The 20,121-nt window shown below is 62.0% G+C and carries 18 protein-coding genes; 6 read left to right on the forward strand and 12 right to left on the reverse strand.

The window, feature by feature from the left end; translation table 11 throughout:
- Positions 1-483: 483 nt before the first annotated feature.
- Complete coding sequence (locus AB3X89_RS04560) at positions 484-1,458, forward strand: LysR family transcriptional regulator (protein WP_368582043.1); 975 nt, start codon at positions 484-486, stop codon at positions 1,456-1,458.
- A 31-nt stretch (positions 1,459-1,489) separates the two neighbouring features.
- On the opposite strand, the gene AB3X89_RS04565 is transcribed toward AB3X89_RS04560, so the two are convergent.
- Together AB3X89_RS04565 and AB3X89_RS04570 are read right to left on the reverse strand one after the other, a co-directional pair.
- On the reverse strand, positions 1,490-2,332 hold the full coding sequence (locus AB3X89_RS04565; protein WP_368582044.1) for a tetratricopeptide repeat protein: 843 nt from the start codon (positions 2,330-2,332) through the stop codon (positions 1,490-1,492).
- Entirely contained in the window at positions 2,329-3,258 is a 930-nt protein-coding gene (locus AB3X89_RS04570; protein ID WP_368582045.1) for a Ku protein, read from the reverse strand. The genes AB3X89_RS04565 and AB3X89_RS04570 overlap by 4 nt, the downstream gene beginning before the upstream one ends.
- A gap of 446 nt (positions 3,259-3,704) precedes the next feature.
- On the opposite strand from AB3X89_RS04570, the gene AB3X89_RS04575 reads away from it, so the two are divergent.
- The 3 genes from AB3X89_RS04575 to AB3X89_RS04585 all read left to right on the forward strand — a co-directional run bounded on the left by AB3X89_RS04575 (position 3,705) and on the right by AB3X89_RS04585 (position 6,753).
- Positions 3,705-3,848 carry a LysR family transcriptional regulator gene (locus tag AB3X89_RS04575; protein WP_368582046.1) on the forward strand — a complete coding sequence of 48 codons (144 nt, stop codon included), beginning with the start codon at positions 3,705-3,707 and terminating at the stop codon, positions 3,846-3,848.
- Between the two features lie 303 nt (positions 3,849-4,151).
- Complete coding sequence (locus AB3X89_RS04580) at positions 4,152-4,751, forward strand: LemA family protein (protein WP_368582047.1); 600 nt, start codon at positions 4,152-4,154, stop codon at positions 4,749-4,751.
- A 52-nt stretch (positions 4,752-4,803) separates the two neighbouring features.
- Positions 4,804-6,753 (forward strand): M48 family metallopeptidase, encoded by a 1,950-nt coding sequence (locus AB3X89_RS04585; protein WP_368582048.1) that lies wholly within the window; start codon positions 4,804-4,806, stop codon positions 6,751-6,753.
- Positions 6,754-6,812: 59 nt separating this feature from the next.
- On the opposite strand, the gene AB3X89_RS04590 is transcribed toward AB3X89_RS04585, so the two are convergent.
- Together AB3X89_RS04590 and AB3X89_RS04595 are read right to left on the reverse strand one after the other, a co-directional pair.
- Positions 6,813-7,385 carry a class I SAM-dependent methyltransferase gene (locus tag AB3X89_RS04590; protein ID WP_368582049.1) on the reverse strand — a complete coding sequence of 191 codons (573 nt, stop codon included), beginning with the start codon at positions 7,383-7,385 and terminating at the stop codon, positions 6,813-6,815.
- A complete protein-coding gene (locus AB3X89_RS04595; RefSeq protein WP_368582050.1) occupies positions 7,385-7,666 on the reverse strand; it encodes a NirD/YgiW/YdeI family stress tolerance protein in 282 nt (93 codons plus the stop codon). The genes AB3X89_RS04590 and AB3X89_RS04595 overlap by 1 nt, the downstream gene beginning before the upstream one ends.
- A gap of 178 nt (positions 7,667-7,844) precedes the next feature.
- On the opposite strand from AB3X89_RS04595, the gene AB3X89_RS04600 reads away from it, so the two are divergent.
- Complete coding sequence (locus AB3X89_RS04600; protein ID WP_368582052.1) at positions 7,845-8,039, forward strand: hypothetical protein; 195 nt, start codon at positions 7,845-7,847, stop codon at positions 8,037-8,039.
- Positions 8,036-8,638 carry a phosphatase PAP2 family protein gene (locus AB3X89_RS04605; protein ID WP_368582053.1) on the forward strand — a complete coding sequence of 201 codons (603 nt, stop codon included), beginning with the start codon at positions 8,036-8,038 and terminating at the stop codon, positions 8,636-8,638. Before AB3X89_RS04600 ends, AB3X89_RS04605 begins: the two co-directional genes overlap by 4 nt.
- Positions 8,639-8,778: 140 nt before the next feature.
- On the opposite strand, the gene dld is transcribed toward AB3X89_RS04605, so the two are convergent.
- The 8 genes from dld to AB3X89_RS04645 all read right to left on the reverse strand — a co-directional run bounded on the left by dld (position 8,779) and on the right by AB3X89_RS04645 (position 20,117).
- Positions 8,779-10,518: a D-lactate dehydrogenase gene (gene dld / locus AB3X89_RS04610; RefSeq protein ID WP_368582054.1), complete on the reverse strand. Its 1,740-nt coding sequence runs from the start codon at positions 10,516-10,518 to the stop codon at positions 8,779-8,781.
- A 36-nt stretch (positions 10,519-10,554) separates the two neighbouring features.
- On the reverse strand, positions 10,555-11,925 hold the full coding sequence (locus AB3X89_RS04615) for an MFS transporter (RefSeq protein ID WP_368582055.1): 1,371 nt from the start codon (positions 11,923-11,925) through the stop codon (positions 10,555-10,557).
- Between the two features lie 204 nt (positions 11,926-12,129).
- Complete coding sequence (gene glcC / locus AB3X89_RS04620) at positions 12,130-12,897, reverse strand: transcriptional regulator GlcC (RefSeq protein WP_368582056.1); 768 nt, start codon at positions 12,895-12,897, stop codon at positions 12,130-12,132.
- An 811-nt stretch (positions 12,898-13,708) separates the two neighbouring features.
- A complete protein-coding gene (locus tag AB3X89_RS04625; protein WP_368582221.1) occupies positions 13,709-14,653 on the reverse strand; it encodes an electron transfer flavoprotein subunit alpha/FixB family protein in 945 nt (314 codons plus the stop codon).
- 86 nt (positions 14,654-14,739) lie between these two features.
- Positions 14,740-15,489: an electron transfer flavoprotein subunit beta/FixA family protein gene (locus AB3X89_RS04630; RefSeq protein ID WP_368582057.1), complete on the reverse strand. Its 750-nt coding sequence runs from the start codon at positions 15,487-15,489 to the stop codon at positions 14,740-14,742.
- Complete coding sequence (locus AB3X89_RS04635; protein WP_368582058.1) at positions 15,486-17,126, reverse strand: GMC family oxidoreductase; 1,641 nt, start codon at positions 17,124-17,126, stop codon at positions 15,486-15,488. Before AB3X89_RS04635 ends, AB3X89_RS04630 begins: the two co-directional genes overlap by 4 nt.
- Entirely contained in the window at positions 17,123-18,346 is a 1,224-nt protein-coding gene (locus AB3X89_RS04640; protein WP_368582060.1) for a CaiB/BaiF CoA transferase family protein, read from the reverse strand. Before AB3X89_RS04640 ends, AB3X89_RS04635 begins: the two co-directional genes overlap by 4 nt.
- Complete coding sequence (locus tag AB3X89_RS04645; protein ID WP_368582061.1) at positions 18,339-20,117, reverse strand: FAD-binding protein; 1,779 nt, start codon at positions 20,115-20,117, stop codon at positions 18,339-18,341. The genes AB3X89_RS04640 and AB3X89_RS04645 overlap by 8 nt, the downstream gene beginning before the upstream one ends.
- Positions 20,118-20,121: the final 4 nt, after the last annotated feature.

Consider the following 20,121-nt stretch of genomic DNA (forward strand, 5'->3'; position numbering starts at 1 on the left):
GGCGTCTGCGATAAGCGTCGACAACGATTTTTTCGTCAGAACGATATGCGCGTCTGCGGATTCGATGGAACCACAACGGTGCGTACTCGGCAGTTAGCGCCGGCGCGATGGCGAGAACGCTCTGCACACACAGGGAGGCAAGCGTGCCGCGCGCCGCCGCGCTTCCTTTGAGGCTACCGAAACGACGGCCTCTTCTTGTCCCATGTTCACGTCTCCGTCGTGTTGCCTGCACGCGACCCGAGGACAGCCAACTCGATTCTCGGCAGAGCTTGCCGCATTCGCTTACAAGCGTTTCTCCAATTCCTCTCTAAGGGTCATGGCGTCTGCGTTCACAGCGTTGCTATTCGGGCTCTTAGCGTTGCTCATGCTGTCCTCCCATTTCGTCGTGAAGGTGAACAGCAGCATGGGACGCACGATTAACATGCACTAGCCCGACGGATGTTAGAGTCATTAATCAACAAAAATTTGCTAATGGGGGCGACGATGAACGAGGTCCGCGCTATTTCGGTTTTCGTCCGCACGGCGACACTCGGCAGTTTCCGCCGCGCCGCCGTAGATCTGGGTATCTCGCCTCAGGCGGCGAGCCACGCTGTGATGCAGCTTGAAAAATCCCTTGGCGTCCAGGTTTTCCATCGGACCACACGCAAGCTGAGCCTGACCGACGAGGGACAACGACTGTTGCGCAGCGTCGAGCCGGCGCTCGCCATGCTGTCTTCGGCGATCGACGATGCTCGCCGTTCAAAAGAGGAAGTCGCGGGACCACTGTGTGTGAGCGCGCCGACCGCACTCGGACGGACGGTACTGTTGCCGTTGATCCTGGAGTTCGCGGCGCTATACCCCGATGTGCAGATCGACGTGCGTTTCGACGATCGCTTCACGGATCTCGTCAGCGATCGCGCGGACGTCGGCTTTCGCGGCGGGTCGCCGCCATCTGGGGGCGCCATTGCCCGACGACTTCTGCCAATTCAGCTGATCGTGTGCGCGTCACCGGCCTACCTCGAACGGTACGGCGTGCCGAAAACCGTCAATGACCTCGATGCGCATCGTTGCTCAGCGTATCGGCGGGCGAATACCGGCAAGCACGCGCCATGGGAATTCATGATCGGCGGAGAGATCGTGTACAAGGAGATGGCTGCGTCGGTGTGCTCGAACGATGTCGACGCGGAAGCCGAAGCGGTACTAGCCGGACTGGTGATCGGGCAGCTCGGAAGCTTCTCAGCGGTGTCACACATCCGCGCCGGACGACTGGTGCCTTTGCTCACTCAGCATGTGACCCAGCGCGAGTCGATCTACGTCTACTACCGCCGCCGAACCGAGCAACCGTTGCGCGTGAGAACCTTCATCGATTTTGCGGTTTCGCGGCTGGCGGACAACAGTCAATTTTTCCTGACGGCAGAAGAGCTGAGCGGTTCCGCGCGCAGAGGCGGGCGCGCCGCCCGCAGGCATAGCGCCGCGTAAGTGCCTGCGCCGCGGAGCAGTCGAGTGCGCGTCACCTGCTTAGCCGGCGATACGCACTCAGGTGCCTGACAAGTCCCTGCTTGTCGCCTCGAATCTCGCTCAAGCGTGCAATATTGAAGTGAGCGTCGGCATGCGTGGGATTGAGCTCGATGCATCGTTCATAGGCTTGCATCGCTGCGTCGTAGCGCTCCAGTTCTTCCAGAGCGACTGCGCGATTGAAGTGCAACAGAGCGTCCTGCGGAAAATGCTCGAGCGCCCGGTCAAAGACGGACAATGCCTCGTCGTACTTCATGCCGACTTCGCAAAGCAGGACGCCCAGGTTGTTATAAGCGTCGTAGTGCGGAGTCGGCGACAATTCGAGCACCTTTTTATACGCCTGCTCAGCACCGATGACGTCGGTATCGGCAAGTTCCTCTGCAAGAGCGAACCACTCCTCGGTTTGCTTTTCCCGGCCAACGATGTTGCGGGGGGCAGCGTCGAGGAACGCGACTTCGCCCTTGACAGGCGCCACTTCCAGATCGAGCAGAAGCTGACCCGAGGTCGCATCCCATTGTGATTCACCGGTCTTGACGACCACCGAGTCACCAACTGCCGTAATGCGGATGCCGGTCAGCGGAAGCTCTTCAGGCAATTCCGCTTTGAGCCGCGCAAGCGCTCGCAGAATCTTTCGCGACGCGATTTTGGCCGACTGAAGCTGGAAAGCTGTGCGCAACAACACGACGTCGCGGAACGTGAACCGGAGCTCGTTACGACGACCGCGCGACGGTTGCACGAATCCAGCGTCTATCAGGCCGGACAGCACTCGTCGTGAGACACCCAGCAGCGACTGGAGACTGCGCAACGAGTAGTCGTGCGAGGCATTGCGCCTTTTCACTTGCGCGCCCGAACCTTGGCAGGAGCCGCTTCTTCGACCTTGGCCGGCGCCCGCTTCGCCGGTCGCCTCGGTTTGGATGCAAGTTCATCGGCTGCCGCTGCGGGCGCCTTTTTTACGGGCGCGGCTTTGGCGGGCGCGGCCTGCTTGGTCTTGTTGCGGCCAAGGCTCGCACGAAGGGCTTCCATCAGGTCAATCACTTCGGCGCCCGACTCCATGCCTGGTTCGGCGGGAGACACGATCTGCTTGCCGGCGATCTTCTGGTCAATCGCTGCCAGAATCCGCTTCTTTTCCTCATCCTCGTACGCCGTTGGGTCATACGAATCTTCGGACACCTGGTCGATTATTTGCAGCGCGAGCTGAAGCTCGGTGCCCGTCACTGCTACATGCTCGATATGCAATTCAGTCAGCGAGCGAACCTCGTCCGCGAACAACAGTTGCTGAAACACCATGCCGTCCTCGGCCGGGCGAATCTGGACGATGCGTGTCTTCCCTTTATATGACCATTTTGCGAGCGCGCACCGTTCGCTTTCGCGCATCGCCTGCTGAAGCAGACTATACGGTTTGCCGCCGCGCTTGTCGGGCGCGATGAAATAAGCCTTGTCGTAATACAGAGGGTCGACTGATTTCTCCGGCACGAAGGAAACAATCTCAACGACATGCGTCGCGCCTTCCTCGAGCGCTTTCAGTTCGTCTGGCGTGAAAACGACGAACTGGCCTTTTTCAAACTCATAGCCTTTCTTCATGTCGGCTCGCGCCACGACCTCGCCTGTCGCCTCGGAGATGTACTGCTGTTTGACCCGTCCGCCGTCAGGCGTCAGGAGATGGAATCCCACACCTGAAGCGCTGTCGGTCGCCGAGTAGAGCTTGACCGGAATTGATACCAGACCGAAGGAAAGCGTCAGAGACGCAATTGAACGCGCAGCCATGACTGTCTCCCGATAAGCGGCGACCGCTGGTCGCACAAACTCGGTTGCATCGCACGAGGGCGAACTGTGCTTGGGGAATTCTACGGCGTTTTCGGGCGCTGGCACTCGATGTGTACAGGAACCCGATCAGGTTCTCCGGATTCAACCAGACAATTTCTATAGATGATCCGCGTCAGCGCTCCTCTTTGGAATCGGTTCCAATTGCGGGCACGAGCTGACTAAAACACATGGCCCCGGCGCTGACACTGAGCAATTGACGCAAGGACAGAATTGACTTGCCCGGCAGGATGCCGTGGTACAAATGGCGCGCCGCCCTCGGCAAAACGATTAGTGCCATTAGAGCGCAGCCAACGGTCTTTAATTGATTTTCTTTTTATCAGCCTGACTCGATTTCGCCGCACCGTGCAAGGAGCGATCAGAACAGATAATCGGGTCTTGCAAAGGTGATGGAACAGGATCGCCTCGACGGAATCACCACTTTTGTTGCTGTCGCTGAACAGAAAAGCTTTTCCGCCGCAGCGGCGAGATTGGGTGTCACGCCGTCCACTGGCGGCTTTGTAAAGGAACCGGATTGCCTTCCTGAAAGTTGACCAAATAGCTTCCGCTTCCGGCCTCGTTCCGGCCACAAACGTTGAGTCATTTCACCCGTCAGTTGCTGCTCAAACAATTTTCGACGCGATTCCGATAACTAACGATAATCTCTCGATGCGGACGCGGCACCAGATAAAGAAACAATCACGGAAGCAAGGAATTGGCGCATTGCGCATCAATCTCCGCCGTTTTACATATATCGGCATCGCGACTCGATTGAATTGAACGCCATTTCGTTTATCCTGTTTCCATAGTCGTGCGATGGTCCAAACCAGCAGTGCTCTCGTCGGAGGTCACGGCCAATGAGTCCCGTCATCATCACCCTGCTCGTGCTCCTGGGCATCGGGCTGTTGCTCGCGCTCTGGCTAATGGGCATCTACAACGGGCTGGTGGTTGCCCGGAAGCGCTTCGAGAACGCCTTTGCGCAGATCGATGTGCAGCTCAAGCGGCGCTACGACCTGATTCCGAACCTGGTCGAAGCGGTCAAGGGCTATATGGGCCACGAGCGGGAGACGCTCGACGCCGTCATCAAGGCCCGCAACAGCGCGATGGCTGCCGAGCAGAAAGTCGCGGCCAATCCCAGCGACCCGGCGGCCATCAAGGGGTTTAACCAGGCCGAGGCTCTGCTGGGCGGCACCTTGGGCAGGCTCTTTGCCCTCTCCGAGGCCTACCCGGACCTCAAGGCCAACCAGAACATGCTCGCCTTGCAGGAAGAGCTGACCTCGACCGAGAACAAGGTCGGCTTCGCCCGGCAAGCGTTCAACGACGCCGCCACCGAGTACAACATCCGGCGCGAGGTCTTCCCGGCGGTTACGGTGGCCGGCATGTTCGGCTTCAAGGAGGCGACGCTATTGGAAACCGCAGAGACCGAGCGCGCAGCGCCCAAGGTGTCGTTCCGGTAGGCCGGGACCGCGATCGCTCTGTGCGTCTCATGCTCCCCAGGCCGCTCTGACCGTGACCACCAATTTCTTTCAGCAGCAGGATTCGGCCCGACGCAAGACCTTTCAGCTGGTGGTCTATTTCGTCCTGGCGATCCTGATACTGATCACCTTGGTCTACGGGCTGCTGGTGGCGCTCAGCACCTATGGCGCCCACGCGCCGGTCTCCTGGTGGCAGCCGGAGATGCTCCTGCTCGCGGCGCTGGGGGTGGGCCTTGTGGTCGGTGGCGCCAGCGCATTCAAGGTAAGCCAGCTCGCTTCCGGCGGCCAGGCTGTCGCCTTGATGTTGGGCGGTGTGGAGGTACCCCGCACGACCACCGACGCGCGGCAGAAACGGCTGCTCAACGTCGTCGAGGAGATTGCCCTCGCTGCGGGAGTGCCGGTACCCCCCGTTTATATTCTGGATGAGCCCGGAATCAATGCCTTCGCGGCCGGCTACGCTCCGGGCGATGCTGTGGTCGCCGTCTCGCAGGGCTGCCTGAACTACCTGACCCGCGACGAGCTCCAGGGCGTGGTGGCCCACGAGTTCAGCCACATCCTCAACGGCGACATGCGACTCAACATCCGGCTAATCGGCCTGATCTTCGGGATCATGGTGTTGTCCATCATCGGCCGCAGCCTCATGTTCGCTTCCAGAGGACGCTCGTCGGGAAGGCAGAATTCCCAGGGCGGCATGGTGCTGCTGGGCCTGGGCGTGTTCGTGCTCGGTCTCGTGGGAGCGTTCTTCGGTCGGCTGATCATGGCGGCGGTGTCGCGGCAGCGCGAGTACCTGGCCGACGCCAGTGCCGTCCAGTTCACGCGCAACCCCGACGGAATCGGCGGGGCGCTAATGAAGATCGGCGGGCTGGCCGAGGGGTCACGCATCGGCAACCCCCAAGCCGCAGAGGCTGGTCACATGTTTTTCGCCAACGCCTTCGCTGGCGAGGGACTCGCCGGACTGCTGGCTACCCACCCGCCCCTCGTCGAGCGCATTCGCCGGCTCAATCCCCAGTTCGACGGCCGGTTCCCGGAGGTGCGGCCGGTAGGTGTCGATCGGGACGAACATGAAGGTCCCCGGCGCAGCCATGCCCCGCCGTTCGGCGGGGCTCCCACGCTACCGGGGCTTCCGCAGGTGCCGGTGCCGGTCCTGGGACTCGCCGACGAAACAGCATCCCGGGTCGGCCGCATCGATCCGGAACTGATCAGCTATGCGCAGGGGCTTCACGATGGCATGCCAGACCTGCTACGGGTCGCCGCCCAGGAACCGTTCAGTGCTCGCGCCCTGGTCTATGCCCTTCTCATGGACCCGGGGTCGGACCTGCGGGAACTCCAGCTGACCCGGCTGAAAGCCGGCGCTGAGCCTCAGGACTTCGCCGAAACCCTGCGGCTGATCGCCCCTGTCCAGGCTCTGCCGGACACACATCGGCTGCCCCTTCTGGACCTGAGCCTGCCAGCACTGCGGCAGATGTCGCCGCGGCAGCATCATGCATTCCGCGCTCAGGTCGAGATGCTGATGGTCGCCGACCAGCGGCTGAGCTTGTTCGAGTACACGCTTCGCTGTGTGCTGCATCGGCATCTCGACGCCCAATTCCTCCCTCAGCGCCCGGCGCGTGCAGTGCGCGGCTCCCTGCAGAGCCTCGCGCACCCGGTGGCAACGGTGTTGGCGCTATTGGCCTGGGAAGGCCAGCCGGAAACCGACCAGGCCGCCCGGGCTTTCGATACGGGCATGCGCGGCTACATCGGCGGCGAGCACGCCCACCGCTTGCCGCCTCGCGAAGAATGCTCGCTCGCCGGATTCGACGCGGCCCTGCAAACGCTCAATCAATCGGTCCCGGCCATCAAGCGCCGGATCGTCGCCGCCTGCGCGGCCTGCATCCTGGCAAATCGGCAGGTCACCGTCCGCGAAGCCGAACTGCTTCGCGCCATCTGCGATACGCTCGACTGCCCGCTACCGCCGCTCGTTGTGCCGGAAGCGGAGGAAGGGTAGCCCTGGCAAGGCACGTGCGAGGCGCTCTTGCCATGACCGCTGGACGCGTGTCGTGCCGCTCACAGTTGCATCGTCACGACACGGGCCGGCGGCAGGTTAGCCCAGATGATCCGGCTCGACAGCATCACAAAGTCGCCCATCCCACCGGCATTCACGATGTTCCGGTCCGGCCGGATATCGTAAGTAAACTGAATCACGACACCGCCAGGACGCAGGACCTGCCGCCACTGGTCAACGATCTCATCCACCTCGCGATGAGGCAACGAGCGCAACGGCAGACACGACACGATCGCGTCGACGCGCAGGTCCAGTGGCAGACACCAGGCCAGGCGGGCAGCGTCGGCGTGCATGACCGACACATTCGGGAATCGCCCGCGCAGATGCCGCACAAAGGTCGGGGAGCGCTCGACGACGATCAGCCGGTCGGTTGGCACGCCGTTTTCGAGCAACGCGTGCGTGACCGCGCCGGTACCGCCACCGAGTTCGATGACCACACCGTTGCCTGCCGGCACCTCCCGCGCAAGACGCGCGGCGAGTCGCCGTGAGCTCGGGCAGATGGCGCCGACCGACCAGGGCGCCGTCGCCCATTCCCGTGCAAACAGCCGGGACGTGTGCAGGGGGCCGGCGACCATTACTGCACCACCTTGATGTCATAGACCTTGACCTGTCCGGCCGGCCAGCGTTCGTGCTCGATCTTGACCGGGATCTCTGCGGTGCCGCCGGCGAACTGGTACTTTCGGTCGCCGATAGATTTCACGATATGGCCGCGCGGCGAGGTGCGCTGGTCTTCCCTGCCTGCGTCGCGGAGCTGTTGGACCGTGGTGGCCGTCGCTTCGGCACCCGGTCCTGTGTATGCCGCGTGGGCCGCTGCGGCGGACATGGCGATCAGGCAGGCAACAATGAGCTTCTTCATTGGTTCTCCTTGAACGGGCGACATCGTGGTCGCGACAGAAAGCAGTCTACGGACCCGAGGCTGAAGCCAGAGTGAAGGCGACGCTGCGCGGTGTCCGCCTCTTAATGCAGTGTTAACCTTCCGGCCGGTAAGCTTGCGACGCCGCGTCAGGGAACCGGCGGGACCAGGATGACGGCGGATGCGAATACTGCTGGCTGAGGACGATCCGCTGATCGGCAATGGACTCAGACCCGGCCTGCGACGCGAAGGTTTCGCCGCAACACCCAAGGGCGCGCTCGCTGCGGTGCTGGTTGCCATGTGTAGCCAGGCGCCGCGGCCGCAGACACACGGCGGCTGGCGCATTCTTCATCTTCAGCACAAAACGACGCAATGAATACCATCGAAGCATTCAACCACGCGCTCTTCCTGATGATCAACGGCACGCCGGCAACGCCAGGATGGCTGGTCAGCGCGGCGCTCGCCTGTGCAAACTATCTGGTCTGGTTAGTCCCGCTCATCCTGGTGATGATGTGGCTTTCCGGGGACCACCAGCGGCGCGAGCTGGCCCTGCGTGCCTGCTGCGTCGCGCTGCTGGCGCTCGGCGTCAACCAGTTGATCGGTCTGGTCTGGCAGCACCCCCGGCCGTTCATGATCGGGCTTGGCCACACGTTCCTCGCGCATGCGCCCGATTCGTCGTTTCCAAGCGATCACGCCACCCTCTTTGCCAGCATCGCGCTGCCGCTGCTTTTCGGGCGGATGTGCTGGCTCGGTGGCGTGACACTCGTCGTGGGTATCATCGTCGCGTGGGCACGGGTGTTTCTCGGCGTGCATTTTCCGCTCGATATGCTCGGGGCAGTGGCCGTCGCGTGCATCGCTTATGCGGCAATCGCGAGGCTGTGGCAAACGGGCGGCACGGCGATGACAGGTCTGGTGGTCACGCTCTATCGTATGCTGCTTGCATGGCCGATAAGTCGTGGCTGGCTGAGGCCATGATTGCCCGTCCCCGAAAACGACCTTCGGGAAGACGCGAAGCCGCCAGGGACATGCAATTCACGTCTCCTTGATATGCGGACGCCTAAGAAGTCGGCGGACCGTCCCCTTTTATTCAACAGCCGAGTCCGCGAAGACCGCCATCAAGCTTCAACTGTGCAGTCGCGATAGGCAGCGAATTTCGAAGTCTTTCCGATGCCTGGATTCAAACAATTGCACGGGTCGAGCTTCTTGTAGAACTCTGCGAGTTGCGGCTTGGCCTCGTACAGATGACCCACGTTGTGCTCGGCGGGATACTCGGCACCGCGAATGTCGAGCAACTCGAGCATCCCGTGTTCGAGTGCGACACAGTCGTTGCCTTTAGCGACAATGTAGTCCTGGTGGAAGACGTGACACAGGAAGTGCCCGTAATACAGCTTCAGCACGATCGCATTTTCGATTTTATTCGGCAACCGCTCGAACCAATCCCGCTCGTTGCGTCGTAGCGCGATATCGAGCGCGACGATATCCTCGACCTCGCGATGATGAACCGCACGGTATCGAACGGCCGCGCTCGCCGCCGCGAAGCGATGCAGAAATGCCTTGCGGCCTTCTTCTTCGGTACATTCGAAATACGCGCCGCCGGATTGCGCGAAGCGTTCCGACAGGAAGGCGCGCGCTTCCTCGATGCCCGCCGCCGGCACCTTCAGCATCAGATGATGCTCGTACTGCTCGCGATAAGCGTTGAGCCGCGCAGGCAGATGATCCGGCAGACGTTCGCTGATCCATTGCAGCACACGATCGGTCAGATGCTTCGGCATGAAGCCGAGGCGCTCGAACAACGCATCGCAGCGCGTTTTCAGATTGAAGAACATCGGCAACCGGTCCGTGCCGAACCTGTCGATGATGACGAACAGATCCTTCCCGTACTTTCGCGCAACATCGAACGCGTCACGATGCAGATATTCACCGGCAATCGGCAGGTGCGCGAAGTTCGCGAGCGCATGGCGTCGGATCTCGGTCAGCACGCTCGTGTCGTTCGTGCCGATGTAGAACACCTTCGCGCCCTGCTCCGCCGCAAACGTGTCGAGACGCACCGCGAATACCATCAGCTTGCCGGCGCAACCGGAAGCTTCGAACAGGCGTCGCGGATCGGCGTTGAAGCGCGCAGGCGTGGGCGCATCGACATTGCGGACATGGGTGGCGTATTCATGGTCCGAAGCCGCCGCGTCGTTGCGAATGTCCGCGTCGGTGAACGTGCCGTTCTCGACCCGCGACAGAATCTCTTCGGGCGTGTTGCCGAGTTCGATACCCAGATGGTTGACGAGCCGCAGCGTGCCCGACGCATCGACGGCGGCAAACACCGCCATTTCTGTATAGGCCGGTCCGCGATGCACCAGCGAGCCGCCCGAATTGTTGCTGATGCCGCCGAGCACCGACGCGCCGATGCACGACGAGCCGATCACCGAATGCGGCTCGCGTCCGAGCGGTTTCAGTGTGCGTTCGAGTTGATCGAGCGTCGTGCCGCCGATGCAGACGACCTGACGCCCGCCGCCGATCAGATGCACGCGGCGGATGCGCGTCGTGCTGACGATGACAACGTCGCGGTCGTAGTCGTCGCCGTCAGGCGTCGAACCGCCGGTCAGTCCGGTATTCGACGCCTGCGTGATGACGATCGCCCGCGCCGCGACGCATGCGGCTAGCACCTGCCATTGTTCGACCAGCGTGCCGGGGCGCGCCACCGCCAGCACGCGGCCGTTCCCAAAGCGGTAGCCGGTGCGGTAGCGGCGCGTTTGCGCATCACTGGTGAGCACGTTGCGCGCGCCGACGATATCGCCGAGCGACGCGAGCAATGTTCTACGCGTATCCCCGGGGGAAATCGCGGAATAGGCTGTATCGGACATAACGGCCTTCGATCACATATCAACGCAAGAGTGGCATCAGACCCGGCTCGGCTGCGCCGCCGATGTCGATACGGACGGCGTGCGCTGAGTCAGCGCCAGCACCGCGCCGACGAACAGCGCCGCCGCGACGACCAGCAGACCGGCGTTGGTGCTGTGCGTCACGTCCTTCATCCATCCGATGATCGACGGGCTGACGAATCCGGCGAGATTGCCGACCGAATTGATCATCGCGATTCCCGCGGCGGCGGCCGTGCCGGTCAACACGCTGCTCGGATACGTCCAGAAGACCGGCATCATCGACAACACACCGGCGGTGCCGAGCGACAGCGTGAACAATACGAGCGCGAGATTGCCCGCATGGAGCGTACTTGCGTAAAAGCCCGCTGCGGCGGCAACGGCCGCCATCGCGAGATGCCAGCGGCGTTCGTTGCGACGGTCGGAGCTGCGCGCGACCAGAATCATCGACACGATCGCGACCGCATAGGGCACCGCAGTCAGCATGCCGACATCCAGCGCTTCCTTGACGCCCGCCGCCTTGATCAGCGTGGGCAAATAAAAGCTCACGCCGTAGAGACCCATCATGCAACAGAAGTAGATTGCCGCGAGCCGCCAGACGCGGCCATTGGACACGACGCTGCTCAGCGACGCCTCAGCGCCTGCATCTGCGTCGCGTGCAATGTTGTCCTCGAGAAGCTGCTTTTGCCGTTCGTCGAGCCAGGACGCGGCGCGGATGCCGTTCGGCAGCACGAACAGCGTGACAATGCCGAGCACCAAGGACGGGAGCGCTTCGATCAGGAACAGCCATTGCCAGTTCGACAAACCCTGCACGCCGTTGAACGCCTGCATGATCCAACCCGACAGCGGGCCGCCGAGCACCCCAGCCACCGGAATGCCGATCATGAAAAGCGCGTTCATGCGGCCACGACGCACCGACGGATACCAGTACGTCAGATAAAGCACGATGCCCGGAAAGAACCCTGCCTCGGCGACGCCGAGGAGAAAGCGCATCGTATAGAACATGGCGGGCGTCTTCACGAACAGCGACGCCGCCGACACCAACGCCCATGTCACCATGATCCGGCTGATCCACAAGCGTGCGCCCACGCGATGCAGCAGAATGTTGCTCGGCACTTCGAACACGAAATAGCCGATGAAGAAAATCCCCGCGCCAAGCCCGTACACCGACTCACTGAACTTCAGGTCGCTGAGCATTTGCAGCTTGGCGAATCCCACGTTGACGCGATCCAGATAGGCCGCGACATAGCAGATGAAGAGAAATGGCAGCAGACGCCAGGTCACTTTCGCGTAAGTCGCGTTTTCGAACCCGGTCGTTGCAGTTGAAGCGAGGGTGCGGGATCTATCCGTAGCGGGCCGGGCGGACACGCCTGGCGGGTTGTGCGAGGTCATCGCGAGTCTCCTGATTCCTGTGCGGCTTGCCGCCGCAGCTGAGTTTGCTAGCGCGCATTGTTTCGCGCCAGTACGAGACTGTCGAGACGTTTCAGCACTGGTCCTACCAGTTATTTTTTGGTGCCAGGACGCGGTTTCGCGCGCGAATCAAAGAAGACACTGGTGCCCGGGCGGACGCACACTCGTGCTCGCTCGCGGCTCGCGTCACGCCCAGCCCTCGAGCCGCAGCGTGGCCCGCACCAGACGCTGCTCCTCCGCTTCGATTTCTCTCAGACAGGTGATCGTGGTGGCGATATGCGTAGCGGCAGCCTTGCGAGCCGGCTCCGGCTGTTTGCCGATGACGGCCTTGTAGAGCCGGGCATGCTGCCTGTCGATCACACGCTTTTCCGCCTCGCGATGGTAGAGGTTGTTGACGGAGGCGAAGACGGAGCTCAGCAACAGATCGGTGAGCGAACTCAGCGTGTGCACGAGCACCGGGTTGTGCGAGGCCTCGCAGATCGCGAGATGAAACGCATAGTCGAGCCGCGCACGTGTCGATTCGTCCACATCGCTCCGGTTCGCGGCGAGCATTTCCTCGTAGCGGCGGGTGATCAGCGCGAAATCCGCCTGCGTTCCCCGAAGCGCGGCAAGACGCGCCGATTCAGCCTCGAGCATCTCGCGTACTTCGAAAATGTCGTAGAGGGTTCTCGGCTGCGAGCCGAGAAGATGCATCATCGGCGTGAGGGCGGGTTGCGAGGTGAGCGCTGCGACGAACGACCCGCGGCCGTGCGCAGTGTCGATGATTCGGCGCGCCCGCAACACCTTCAACCCTTCTCGCAACGCGGAGCGCGACACACCCAGTTTGACCATCAGACGCCGCTCGGACGGTAAGGCTTGACCTGGTTTCAGGACGCCGTCGACGATCAGGCTTTCTATGCGTTCGGCGACCACATCCGCGATTTGTGACGGGTATTCTGATTTGACATCCTGCATGGCGTATCTCACTGGTCCGACCACTTCGAAGAGACTTTAGCTGATGGCAATCCTAGCACTGTTGCCACAAGACTCTGCGCCAATAGCATCGCTGGATAACCTCCTGGTATTTTGAGAGTATCGGCCTATGCGGACTGCAAGGGCTTACCAACATTCTTCTGAGTTACCGTGGAGTCTGATCTTCTCGGCGGATTCAACCGATGGACGCAACACACTGAAAGCTGCTCAGGCAGTGGGAGTGTTCCAGATGAAACAGCGACGCCGGATGGAGGATTTTGTGGAAGAACTCGATTGGCTTCCGAAAATTCAACCAAATAACTTCCGCTTTGGGCGGAGCCTGAGGTAGAAACGGGGCCTCGGCCACGGTCTTTTTACTCAAATAACTTCCAGGACCAACAACTTTCAACCATAAATCTTCCATCGCGGCAAAAGCTCGTCAACCATCCTTGCGACTGGCCCCGTAAGCGTCTGTGACCGCTACCAGGCAAAAACGTCCACGCCGAGCTTCTCAAGATTGTAAGCAGCTGGAATGGGTACCTCAGTTGAGGATGCTCGGGGTTCCGGGTGAACGACAGCTTTCGCTGTCATCGAGCGACCATGCACGACCCATTCCCCCGGTCGGGCCGTCGCAGATTAAAGGGCAGGTATCAGAGCGGGAACGGACATTCTGTGCCGTCACTCAAGGGCACCGGCCAAAGCCGACAGTTAGGCAACGGCGTCGATGGGGCCGGTATGAACACCAGGTGTATCCCGATTGAAAGATCCAATGGTTCCTCCGCCAGTGAACGCGAGCAGCCAGTCATCAAGGGCCTCATAGGCTTCCGACGAGTTCGGGCACGACGGTGAACAGGTCACCGACGAGGCTGTAATCCGCGACGCTGAAAATCGGCGCTTCTTTATCCTTGTTGATCGCGACGATCACCTTCGAGTCCTTCATGCCCGCAAGGTGCTGGATCGCACCCGAAATGCCGACCGCGATATACAGTTGCGGCGCGACGATCTTGCCCGTCTGACCGACCTGATAGTCGTTCGGCACGTAGCCCGCATCGACGGCTGCACGCGATGCCCCCATCGCTGCGCCGAGCTTGTCTGCCAAAGGCTCCAGCACCTTCGTGTAGTTCTCGCCGCTGCCGAGACCCCGGCCGCCCGACACGATGATGTTTGCCGACGTCAGTTCCGGACGATCGAGCTTCGTCACTTCGCGGCTCACGAACTGCGAGATGCCTGCGTCGGCTGCGGCTTCGATCTTCTCGACCGAGGCTCTGCCGCCTTCCGCTGCGACGGCATCGAAGCCAGTCGTGCGTACCGTGATGACCTTGATCGGATCTTGAGATTGCACAGTCGCAATTGCGTTGCCCGCGTAGATCGGGCGCTCGAACGTATCGGGTGAATCGACTGCCGTGATGTCGCTGATCTGAGCGACGTCGAGCTTCGCGGCGATACGCGGCACGACGTTCTTGCCGTAGGCGGTGGCCGGCGCGAGGATGTGCGAATAGTTCTTCGCAGCATCTTGCACAAGCGTCAGCACCGTCGCTTCGATGTTTTCCGCGAGGCCCGCTTCGAGTTGCGGCGCATCGGCCAGCAATACTTTGCTAACGCCCACGATGTTCGCTGCCGCGTCGGCTACGGGCTGCGCATTGTGACCCGCGACCAGCACGTGAACTTCACCGCCGATCTTCTTCGCCGCTGCAATGGTAGTCAGTGTCGCTGCCTTGATCGACGCATTATCGTGTTCTGCTATTACGAGGCTAACCAGATTCGTCATTTGCTTTGTCTCCGTGTCGACTGGAGTTAGCGCTTTAGCGCTTACTCCAGTCCCATGCAACATAGTTGCCGTTCTCTCTAAAGCACCTTCGCTTCGGTCTTCAGCTTCTCGACCAGCGTCTTTACGTCCGGCACTGTCACCCCGGCGGAACGCGTGGGCGGCTCGGCGACTTTCAGTGTTTTAAGACGCGGCGTGACATCGACGCCGAGGTCTTCGGGCCTGATCGTTTGCAGCGGCTTTTTCTTCGCCTTCATGATGTTCGGCAATGTCACGTAGCGCGGCTCGTTCAGGCGTAGATCAGTTGTGACCACGGCGGGAAGCGTCAGCGACAGCGTTTCAGCTCCGCCGTCCAGTTCGCGCGACACGGTCGCCTTCCCGTCAGCCACAACGACCTTCGAAGCGAACGTCGCTTGCGGAAGGTCAGCCAAAGCGGCGAGCATCTGCCCGGTCTGGTTCGAGTCGTCGTCGATGGCCTGCTTGCCCAGCAATACCAACGAAGGCTGTTCCTTGTCGACCAGCGCCTTGAGCAGTTTGGCAACGGCCAGAGGCTGCAGGTCTTCGGATGACTCGATCAACACAGCACGATCCGCGCCTATCGCCAACGCCGTACGCAGCGTCTCCTGCGCCTGAGCAACACCGCAAGAAACCGCCACCACCTCGCTAACCACGCCGGCTTCCTTTAACCGCACCGCTTCCTCAACCGCGATTTCGTCGAACGGATTCATCGACATCTTCACGTTTGCAATGTCGACACCCGTGCCGTCCGACTTGATCCGGACCTTCACGTTGTAGTCGACCACTCGCTTTACAGCTACCAGCACTTTCATACCGTCTCCTTCGAATATGCCGAAGCCGTGCGCGCAGTCATCGGCGAACGGATCATGTCGGCTGCGCGCTCGGCTAGCATTAGCACCGTCGCATTGGTGTTGGTCGAGGTTATCGACGGCATCACCGAGCCGTCGACGATGCGCAGGCCGGTCGTTCCGCGCACCCGCATTTCGGAATCGACGACGCTCATTTCGTCCTCTCCCATCCGGCACGTGCCAACCGCGTGATACACAGTCGAGCCATTGTCACGCACGTATTGCAGTAACGCCTCATCAGTGTCCGCCTGACGGCCTGGTACGGTTTCGTCGACGATATACCGGGCGACCTCGGGCTGCGCGAAGATCCGGCGGCCGATCTTGAGTCCTTCCACCATCGTGTCGCGGTCCAGTTCACTGCTGAGGTATGACGGTGCGATCGTCGGCGCTGCCGTGATCTCGCTGCTGGTGATGTGCACGTGCCCACGGCTTTCCGGGCGCATCTGCCAGACCCCGCAGGAGACGCCGGGCTCCGACTCCAGCACTCCGATCCGTCCCTCGACGAAGCTGCCTGGTGCGATCACGAACTGCACGTCGGGCCGCGTTGCGAGCCGCGTCTGCGCAAAGCCGCCGACGATCGCCGCGCTATAGGTCAGTACGCCGGTCCCCGACACGACGTAGCGCATCATCTCGCGCGCGAGCGCGAGTCCGTGCGAGCGCTCGTTCGCGGTACCTGCACCCCGTACCCGATAGCCGAGCCGGACTACATAGTGATCCTGCAAATTGTTGCCGACGCCCGGTAACGCGATTCGTGTTCGAATGCCCGCGTTGTCGAGCACGTCCTTATCGCCGATGCCACTCATTTCGAGCAGCCTGGGCGTGCCGATCACGCCGGCGCTAAGAATGACCTCGCGGGTCGCGCGAAACTGCATCGAAACGCCTGCGGTCGTCGTCGCATTGATGCCGCTCACGTGCTTGCCGTTCATTTCGAGCCCAGACACCTGGACGCCGGTCACCACCGTGAGATTCGGCCGCGCCATTGCGGGCCGCAGATAACCGCGCGCTGCGCTGGAGCGGCGACGTCCGTCGCGCGTTTGCTGGTAGTACCAGATCGACGGACCGCGCGTGTCGCTGTTTGGATCATCTACAAACTCGAGACCGGCTTTTTGGGCCGCTTGCACGACCGCACCACAGATCTCCGGCGGATTCTCCACCCGGCTGACCTGGATCGGACCATCCTTGCCGCGTTGAGGACTGTTGCCCTCGGTCCACGTTTCGGAGCGGCGGTAGAACGGCAGACAGTTGCCGAAGGTCCAGCCCTTGGCGCCCGACTGCTCCCAGCTATCGATATCCTCCGCAAACGGGCGCACATAAAGCAGGCCGTTGATCGCGCTGGACCCGCCGAGTCCGCGTCCACGCGGAAACAGGATTGCGCGGCCGCTGGTCTCGGCGTCGGCCCGCGTGCGATAGCGCCATGTCACGGTTGGATGATCGAGCAATCGCACGAAGCCGGCCGGTACGTGGATGAACGGGTGACGATCGCGCTCGCCGGCTTCGACAAGAATCACTTTGACGTTCGGGTCTTCGGTTAGACGGTTTGCGAGCACGCAACCCGCCGTCCCCGCGCCGACGATCACGTAGTCCGTTGTGTACGATTTCATGACTTCTCTCCGACAGCGGCCGGTTCACGACCTTCGAGTGCTGCGATCTCCTCCTCGGCGAAACCGAACTCGGCAAGTACTTCAGCCGTATGTTGTCCGAGCGTAGGCGGCGCACGGCGGTAAGCCACCGGGCTGCCGTGAAAATTCACCGGACTCGCGATGTTCGTTACCCTGCCCGCAAGCGGATGTTCGATCTCGACGACCGCGTGGTTATGCGCGATCTGCGGGTCCTGCGTCAACGCGGTGTGATAGTCCTGCACGATCGCGCATGGCACGTCCGCGGCACTCAGATGCGCCACCCAGTATTCGGCGGTGTGCAGCAGAAACTGCTGTTCGAGGATCACGTCGAGCGCATGCCGATTCGCAGTCCGCGCGGTGTTGCCGACAAAGCGTTCATCGCTCAGCAAATCTTCGCGGCCCAACGCCCGGCAAAGGTTCTGCCAGAATTTTTCGGTGAAGCAGGCCGCGAAGAAATAGCGGCCATTGGACCCCTGATAGTTGCGATACGGCACCATCGTCGGATGGCCGCTGCCGAGGCGCTCCGGCGCTTTGCCGCTTCTCAGCGTCTCGCCGTCGCGCGGGATGGTGCTGAAAAGCGCAGCCGACAGCAGCGACGTATCGATGCGCTGACCCTCGCCATGCCGTTCGCGATGCAACAGCGCCGCAGAGATGCCGAACGCGAGCAGCGCAGCCGCGCCGAAGTCCGGCAACGGCGCCCCGAGCCGAACCGGATTGCCGCCGGCTTCGCCCGTCATGTCCATGAGACCCGCCACGGCCTGCACGATCGGATCGTTCGCGGGCCAAGCGGCGTAAGGACCGCTTTGTCCGAACGCCGACACGCTTGCATAGACGATCATCGGATTGCGCGCTTTCACGGCCTCGTAGCCGATGCCGAGCCGATCCACCGTGCCCGGCCGGAAGTTTTCGACGACGACATCCGCCTGCTTCGCCATGCGCAGAAATGCATCGCGTCCTTTCGGCGACTTCAGGTCGAGGCGGATGCTGCGCTTGTTACGGTTCTGCGACAGGAACTGCACGCTTTCGCCTTCGACGAACTGATTACCGAGATTGCGCGAGAGGTCACCGGCCTTCGGTTCCTCAACCTTGATCACGTCCGCGCCGAGGTCGGCAAGCAGCACTGTACCGACCGGACCCGCGGTCATGACGGTGAGATCGAGAATGCGGTAGCCCGACAACGGGCCGACTTGCTTCTTATCCATGATTTGCCACCTGGGAATGCGATGCGTCCGTGAGTTCGGCACGGGGGTAGTCGAGCACGTCGAAGGCGAGGTGGAACGGGTCGGCCTCACCGCGCGTGATGGTCAATGCATGACCGAAACGGGCGTCGTCGCGCTCAGGAAAGTCGGTGCGATAGTGGCTGCTGCGCGATTCGCGCCGCTCGATGCACGCCTGCACGATCACGTCGGCAGTCGTCGCCATGTTGTCGATCGTCAACGCATCGATCACTTGCTGCGGCGTGGCCCCGCCCCCTGCGGCAAACTCCGCGCGCGCCTCGCGAGCGGCCGCTAACGCGATGCTCAGACCGCTTTCCGTCTTCTCGACGAGGCAATGCGCCTGCATCGCTGCACGCAGATCGGAGGCGATACGTCGAGCGTCGAACGACGCATTCGGCTTCAGCGCCGTTTCGAGACGCCGTGCAAGCGGCGCCACATCGGACGTGCCGGGCGCTGCACTGCCGCGTGCGAATGCGGCCGCACCCACGCCTGCGCGATGACCGAAAACCTGACCTTCTGCAAGCGAGTTGCCGCCCGGACGATCCGGACCGCGCACACCGCCCGCGAGTTCGCCGATAACGAAGAGCCCCTCGATGGTCGACATCGCGTCGGTGTTGGTCATCCGGACACCGCCATTCAGGCATTGAAAAGCAATCCCGACGTCGAGCAGATCACGCTTCGGATCGAGTCCCTTGGCGCGCATCCAGCGCAGGGTGTTCGGAATGGTGGCCGCCAACCGTTCCTCGGCGATGTCGGCGAAAGAGAAATGCACCGCGCCGCGTTCCGTGCCCCTGCCCTGCGCGATTTCCGTTGCGATCGCGATATCGATATAGCGCGACTCGTTCGAGATCGTGAACGGGAACACTTTCTCGTCCATCGCAGCCTCGGGCGTCACGCCCGTCGGCAGATAGTCCGGGAGGAATTCGTGACCGTCGCGATTGAGCATCTTTGGATGCAGGATGAAGCACGACTTGCTGAAGAGTTGCACGTAAGGGTGCACCATCGCCGGCCCGAACTGATGGAACTCCATGTTCACGAGTTCTGCGCCGTGGCGGAAGCAGATCGCCTGGCCGTCACCAGTCATCTCCGCTGTCGACACCTGCTGCGAGAACAGACCGTGCGCGCCGCCCGTGCCAAGCACGACGGCCCCCGCCGAGACCACCAGCAGCCGCCGCGAATCGAGGTCCATCGCAACCACGCCGCTCACGCGCCCTGTCGAATCGCGCACAAGGTCGATCAACGCCGCCGGCTGACGGGTCTCGACACCGAGCTTTCTGCCTTGCTCGGCAAGCGCGCCCACGAAGGCCTTGCCGGTTTTGCCCTTCACGCCTAGCGCGCGCGCATAGCTGCCGAAGTCGCTGCGGATGAGCTTATAGCCATCAGCGACGCGGTCGAACGGCACGCCGAGTTCGATCAGGTCTGCGATGCGCTTCGGTGCGTCCTCCGCCAGAACGCGCACCAGGTCGCGGTCGATGAAGCCGGCTGCCGGACGCATCGTGTCTTCGTAGTGCACGGTTGCGCTATCGTCGGGACTGCCGTAGCCGGATGCCCCCATGCTCATGATTTCGCTAGCGCCGTGCACCGTGCTGCCACCCTGTCCGACCGGCGCCTTGGCCAGCATGAGGACCTTCGCACCCGCCTGTGCCGCCGACACGGCAGCACGCGACGCCGCGCCGCCACCGCCGACCACCACTACGTCGGCTTGCGCGTAGTCGACGCTAAAGCCGAATTTCTCCAATGTCCGAACTGCCGTCACGTCT

Origin of the sequence: Paraburkholderia sp. BR14320 (genome assembly GCF_040948665.1) — a bacterium.
GTDB classification, from domain to species: domain Bacteria; phylum Pseudomonadota; class Gammaproteobacteria; order Burkholderiales; family Burkholderiaceae; genus Paraburkholderia; species Paraburkholderia youngii.

Bases quoted from the DNA above. Each gene is read 5' to 3' on its own strand.
- AB3X89_RS04560 (WP_368582043.1), top strand. From the start codon at position 484: ATGAACGAGGTCCGCGCTATTTCGGTTTTCGTCCGCACGGCGACACTC.
- AB3X89_RS04570 (WP_368582045.1), bottom strand. From the start codon at position 3,258: ATGGCTGCGCGTTCAATTGCGTCTCTGACGCTTTCCTTCGGTCTGGTA.
- AB3X89_RS04575 (WP_368582046.1), top strand. From the start codon at position 3,705: ATGGAACAGGATCGCCTCGACGGAATCACCACTTTTGTTGCTGTCGCT.
- AB3X89_RS04580 (WP_368582047.1), top strand. From the start codon at position 4,152: ATGAGTCCCGTCATCATCACCCTGCTCGTGCTCCTGGGCATCGGGCTG.
- AB3X89_RS04590 (WP_368582049.1), bottom strand. From the start codon at position 7,385: ATGGTCGCCGGCCCCCTGCACACGTCCCGGCTGTTTGCACGGGAATGG.
- AB3X89_RS04595 (WP_368582050.1), bottom strand. From the start codon at position 7,666: ATGAAGAAGCTCATTGTTGCCTGCCTGATCGCCATGTCCGCCGCAGCG.
- AB3X89_RS04600 (WP_368582052.1), top strand. From the start codon at position 7,845: ATGCGAATACTGCTGGCTGAGGACGATCCGCTGATCGGCAATGGACTC.
- AB3X89_RS04605 (WP_368582053.1), top strand. From the start codon at position 8,036: ATGAATACCATCGAAGCATTCAACCACGCGCTCTTCCTGATGATCAAC.
- dld (WP_368582054.1), bottom strand. From the start codon at position 10,518: ATGTCCGATACAGCCTATTCCGCGATTTCCCCCGGGGATACGCGTAGA.
- AB3X89_RS04615 (WP_368582055.1), bottom strand. From the start codon at position 11,925: ATGACCTCGCACAACCCGCCAGGCGTGTCCGCCCGGCCCGCTACGGAT.
- glcC (WP_368582056.1), bottom strand. From the start codon at position 12,897: ATGCAGGATGTCAAATCAGAATACCCGTCACAAATCGCGGATGTGGTC.
- AB3X89_RS04630 (WP_368582057.1), bottom strand. From the start codon at position 15,489: ATGAAAGTGCTGGTAGCTGTAAAGCGAGTGGTCGACTACAACGTGAAG.
- AB3X89_RS04635 (WP_368582058.1), bottom strand. From the start codon at position 17,126: ATGAAATCGTACACAACGGACTACGTGATCGTCGGCGCGGGGACGGCG.
- AB3X89_RS04640 (WP_368582060.1), bottom strand. From the start codon at position 18,346: ATGGATAAGAAGCAAGTCGGCCCGTTGTCGGGCTACCGCATTCTCGAT.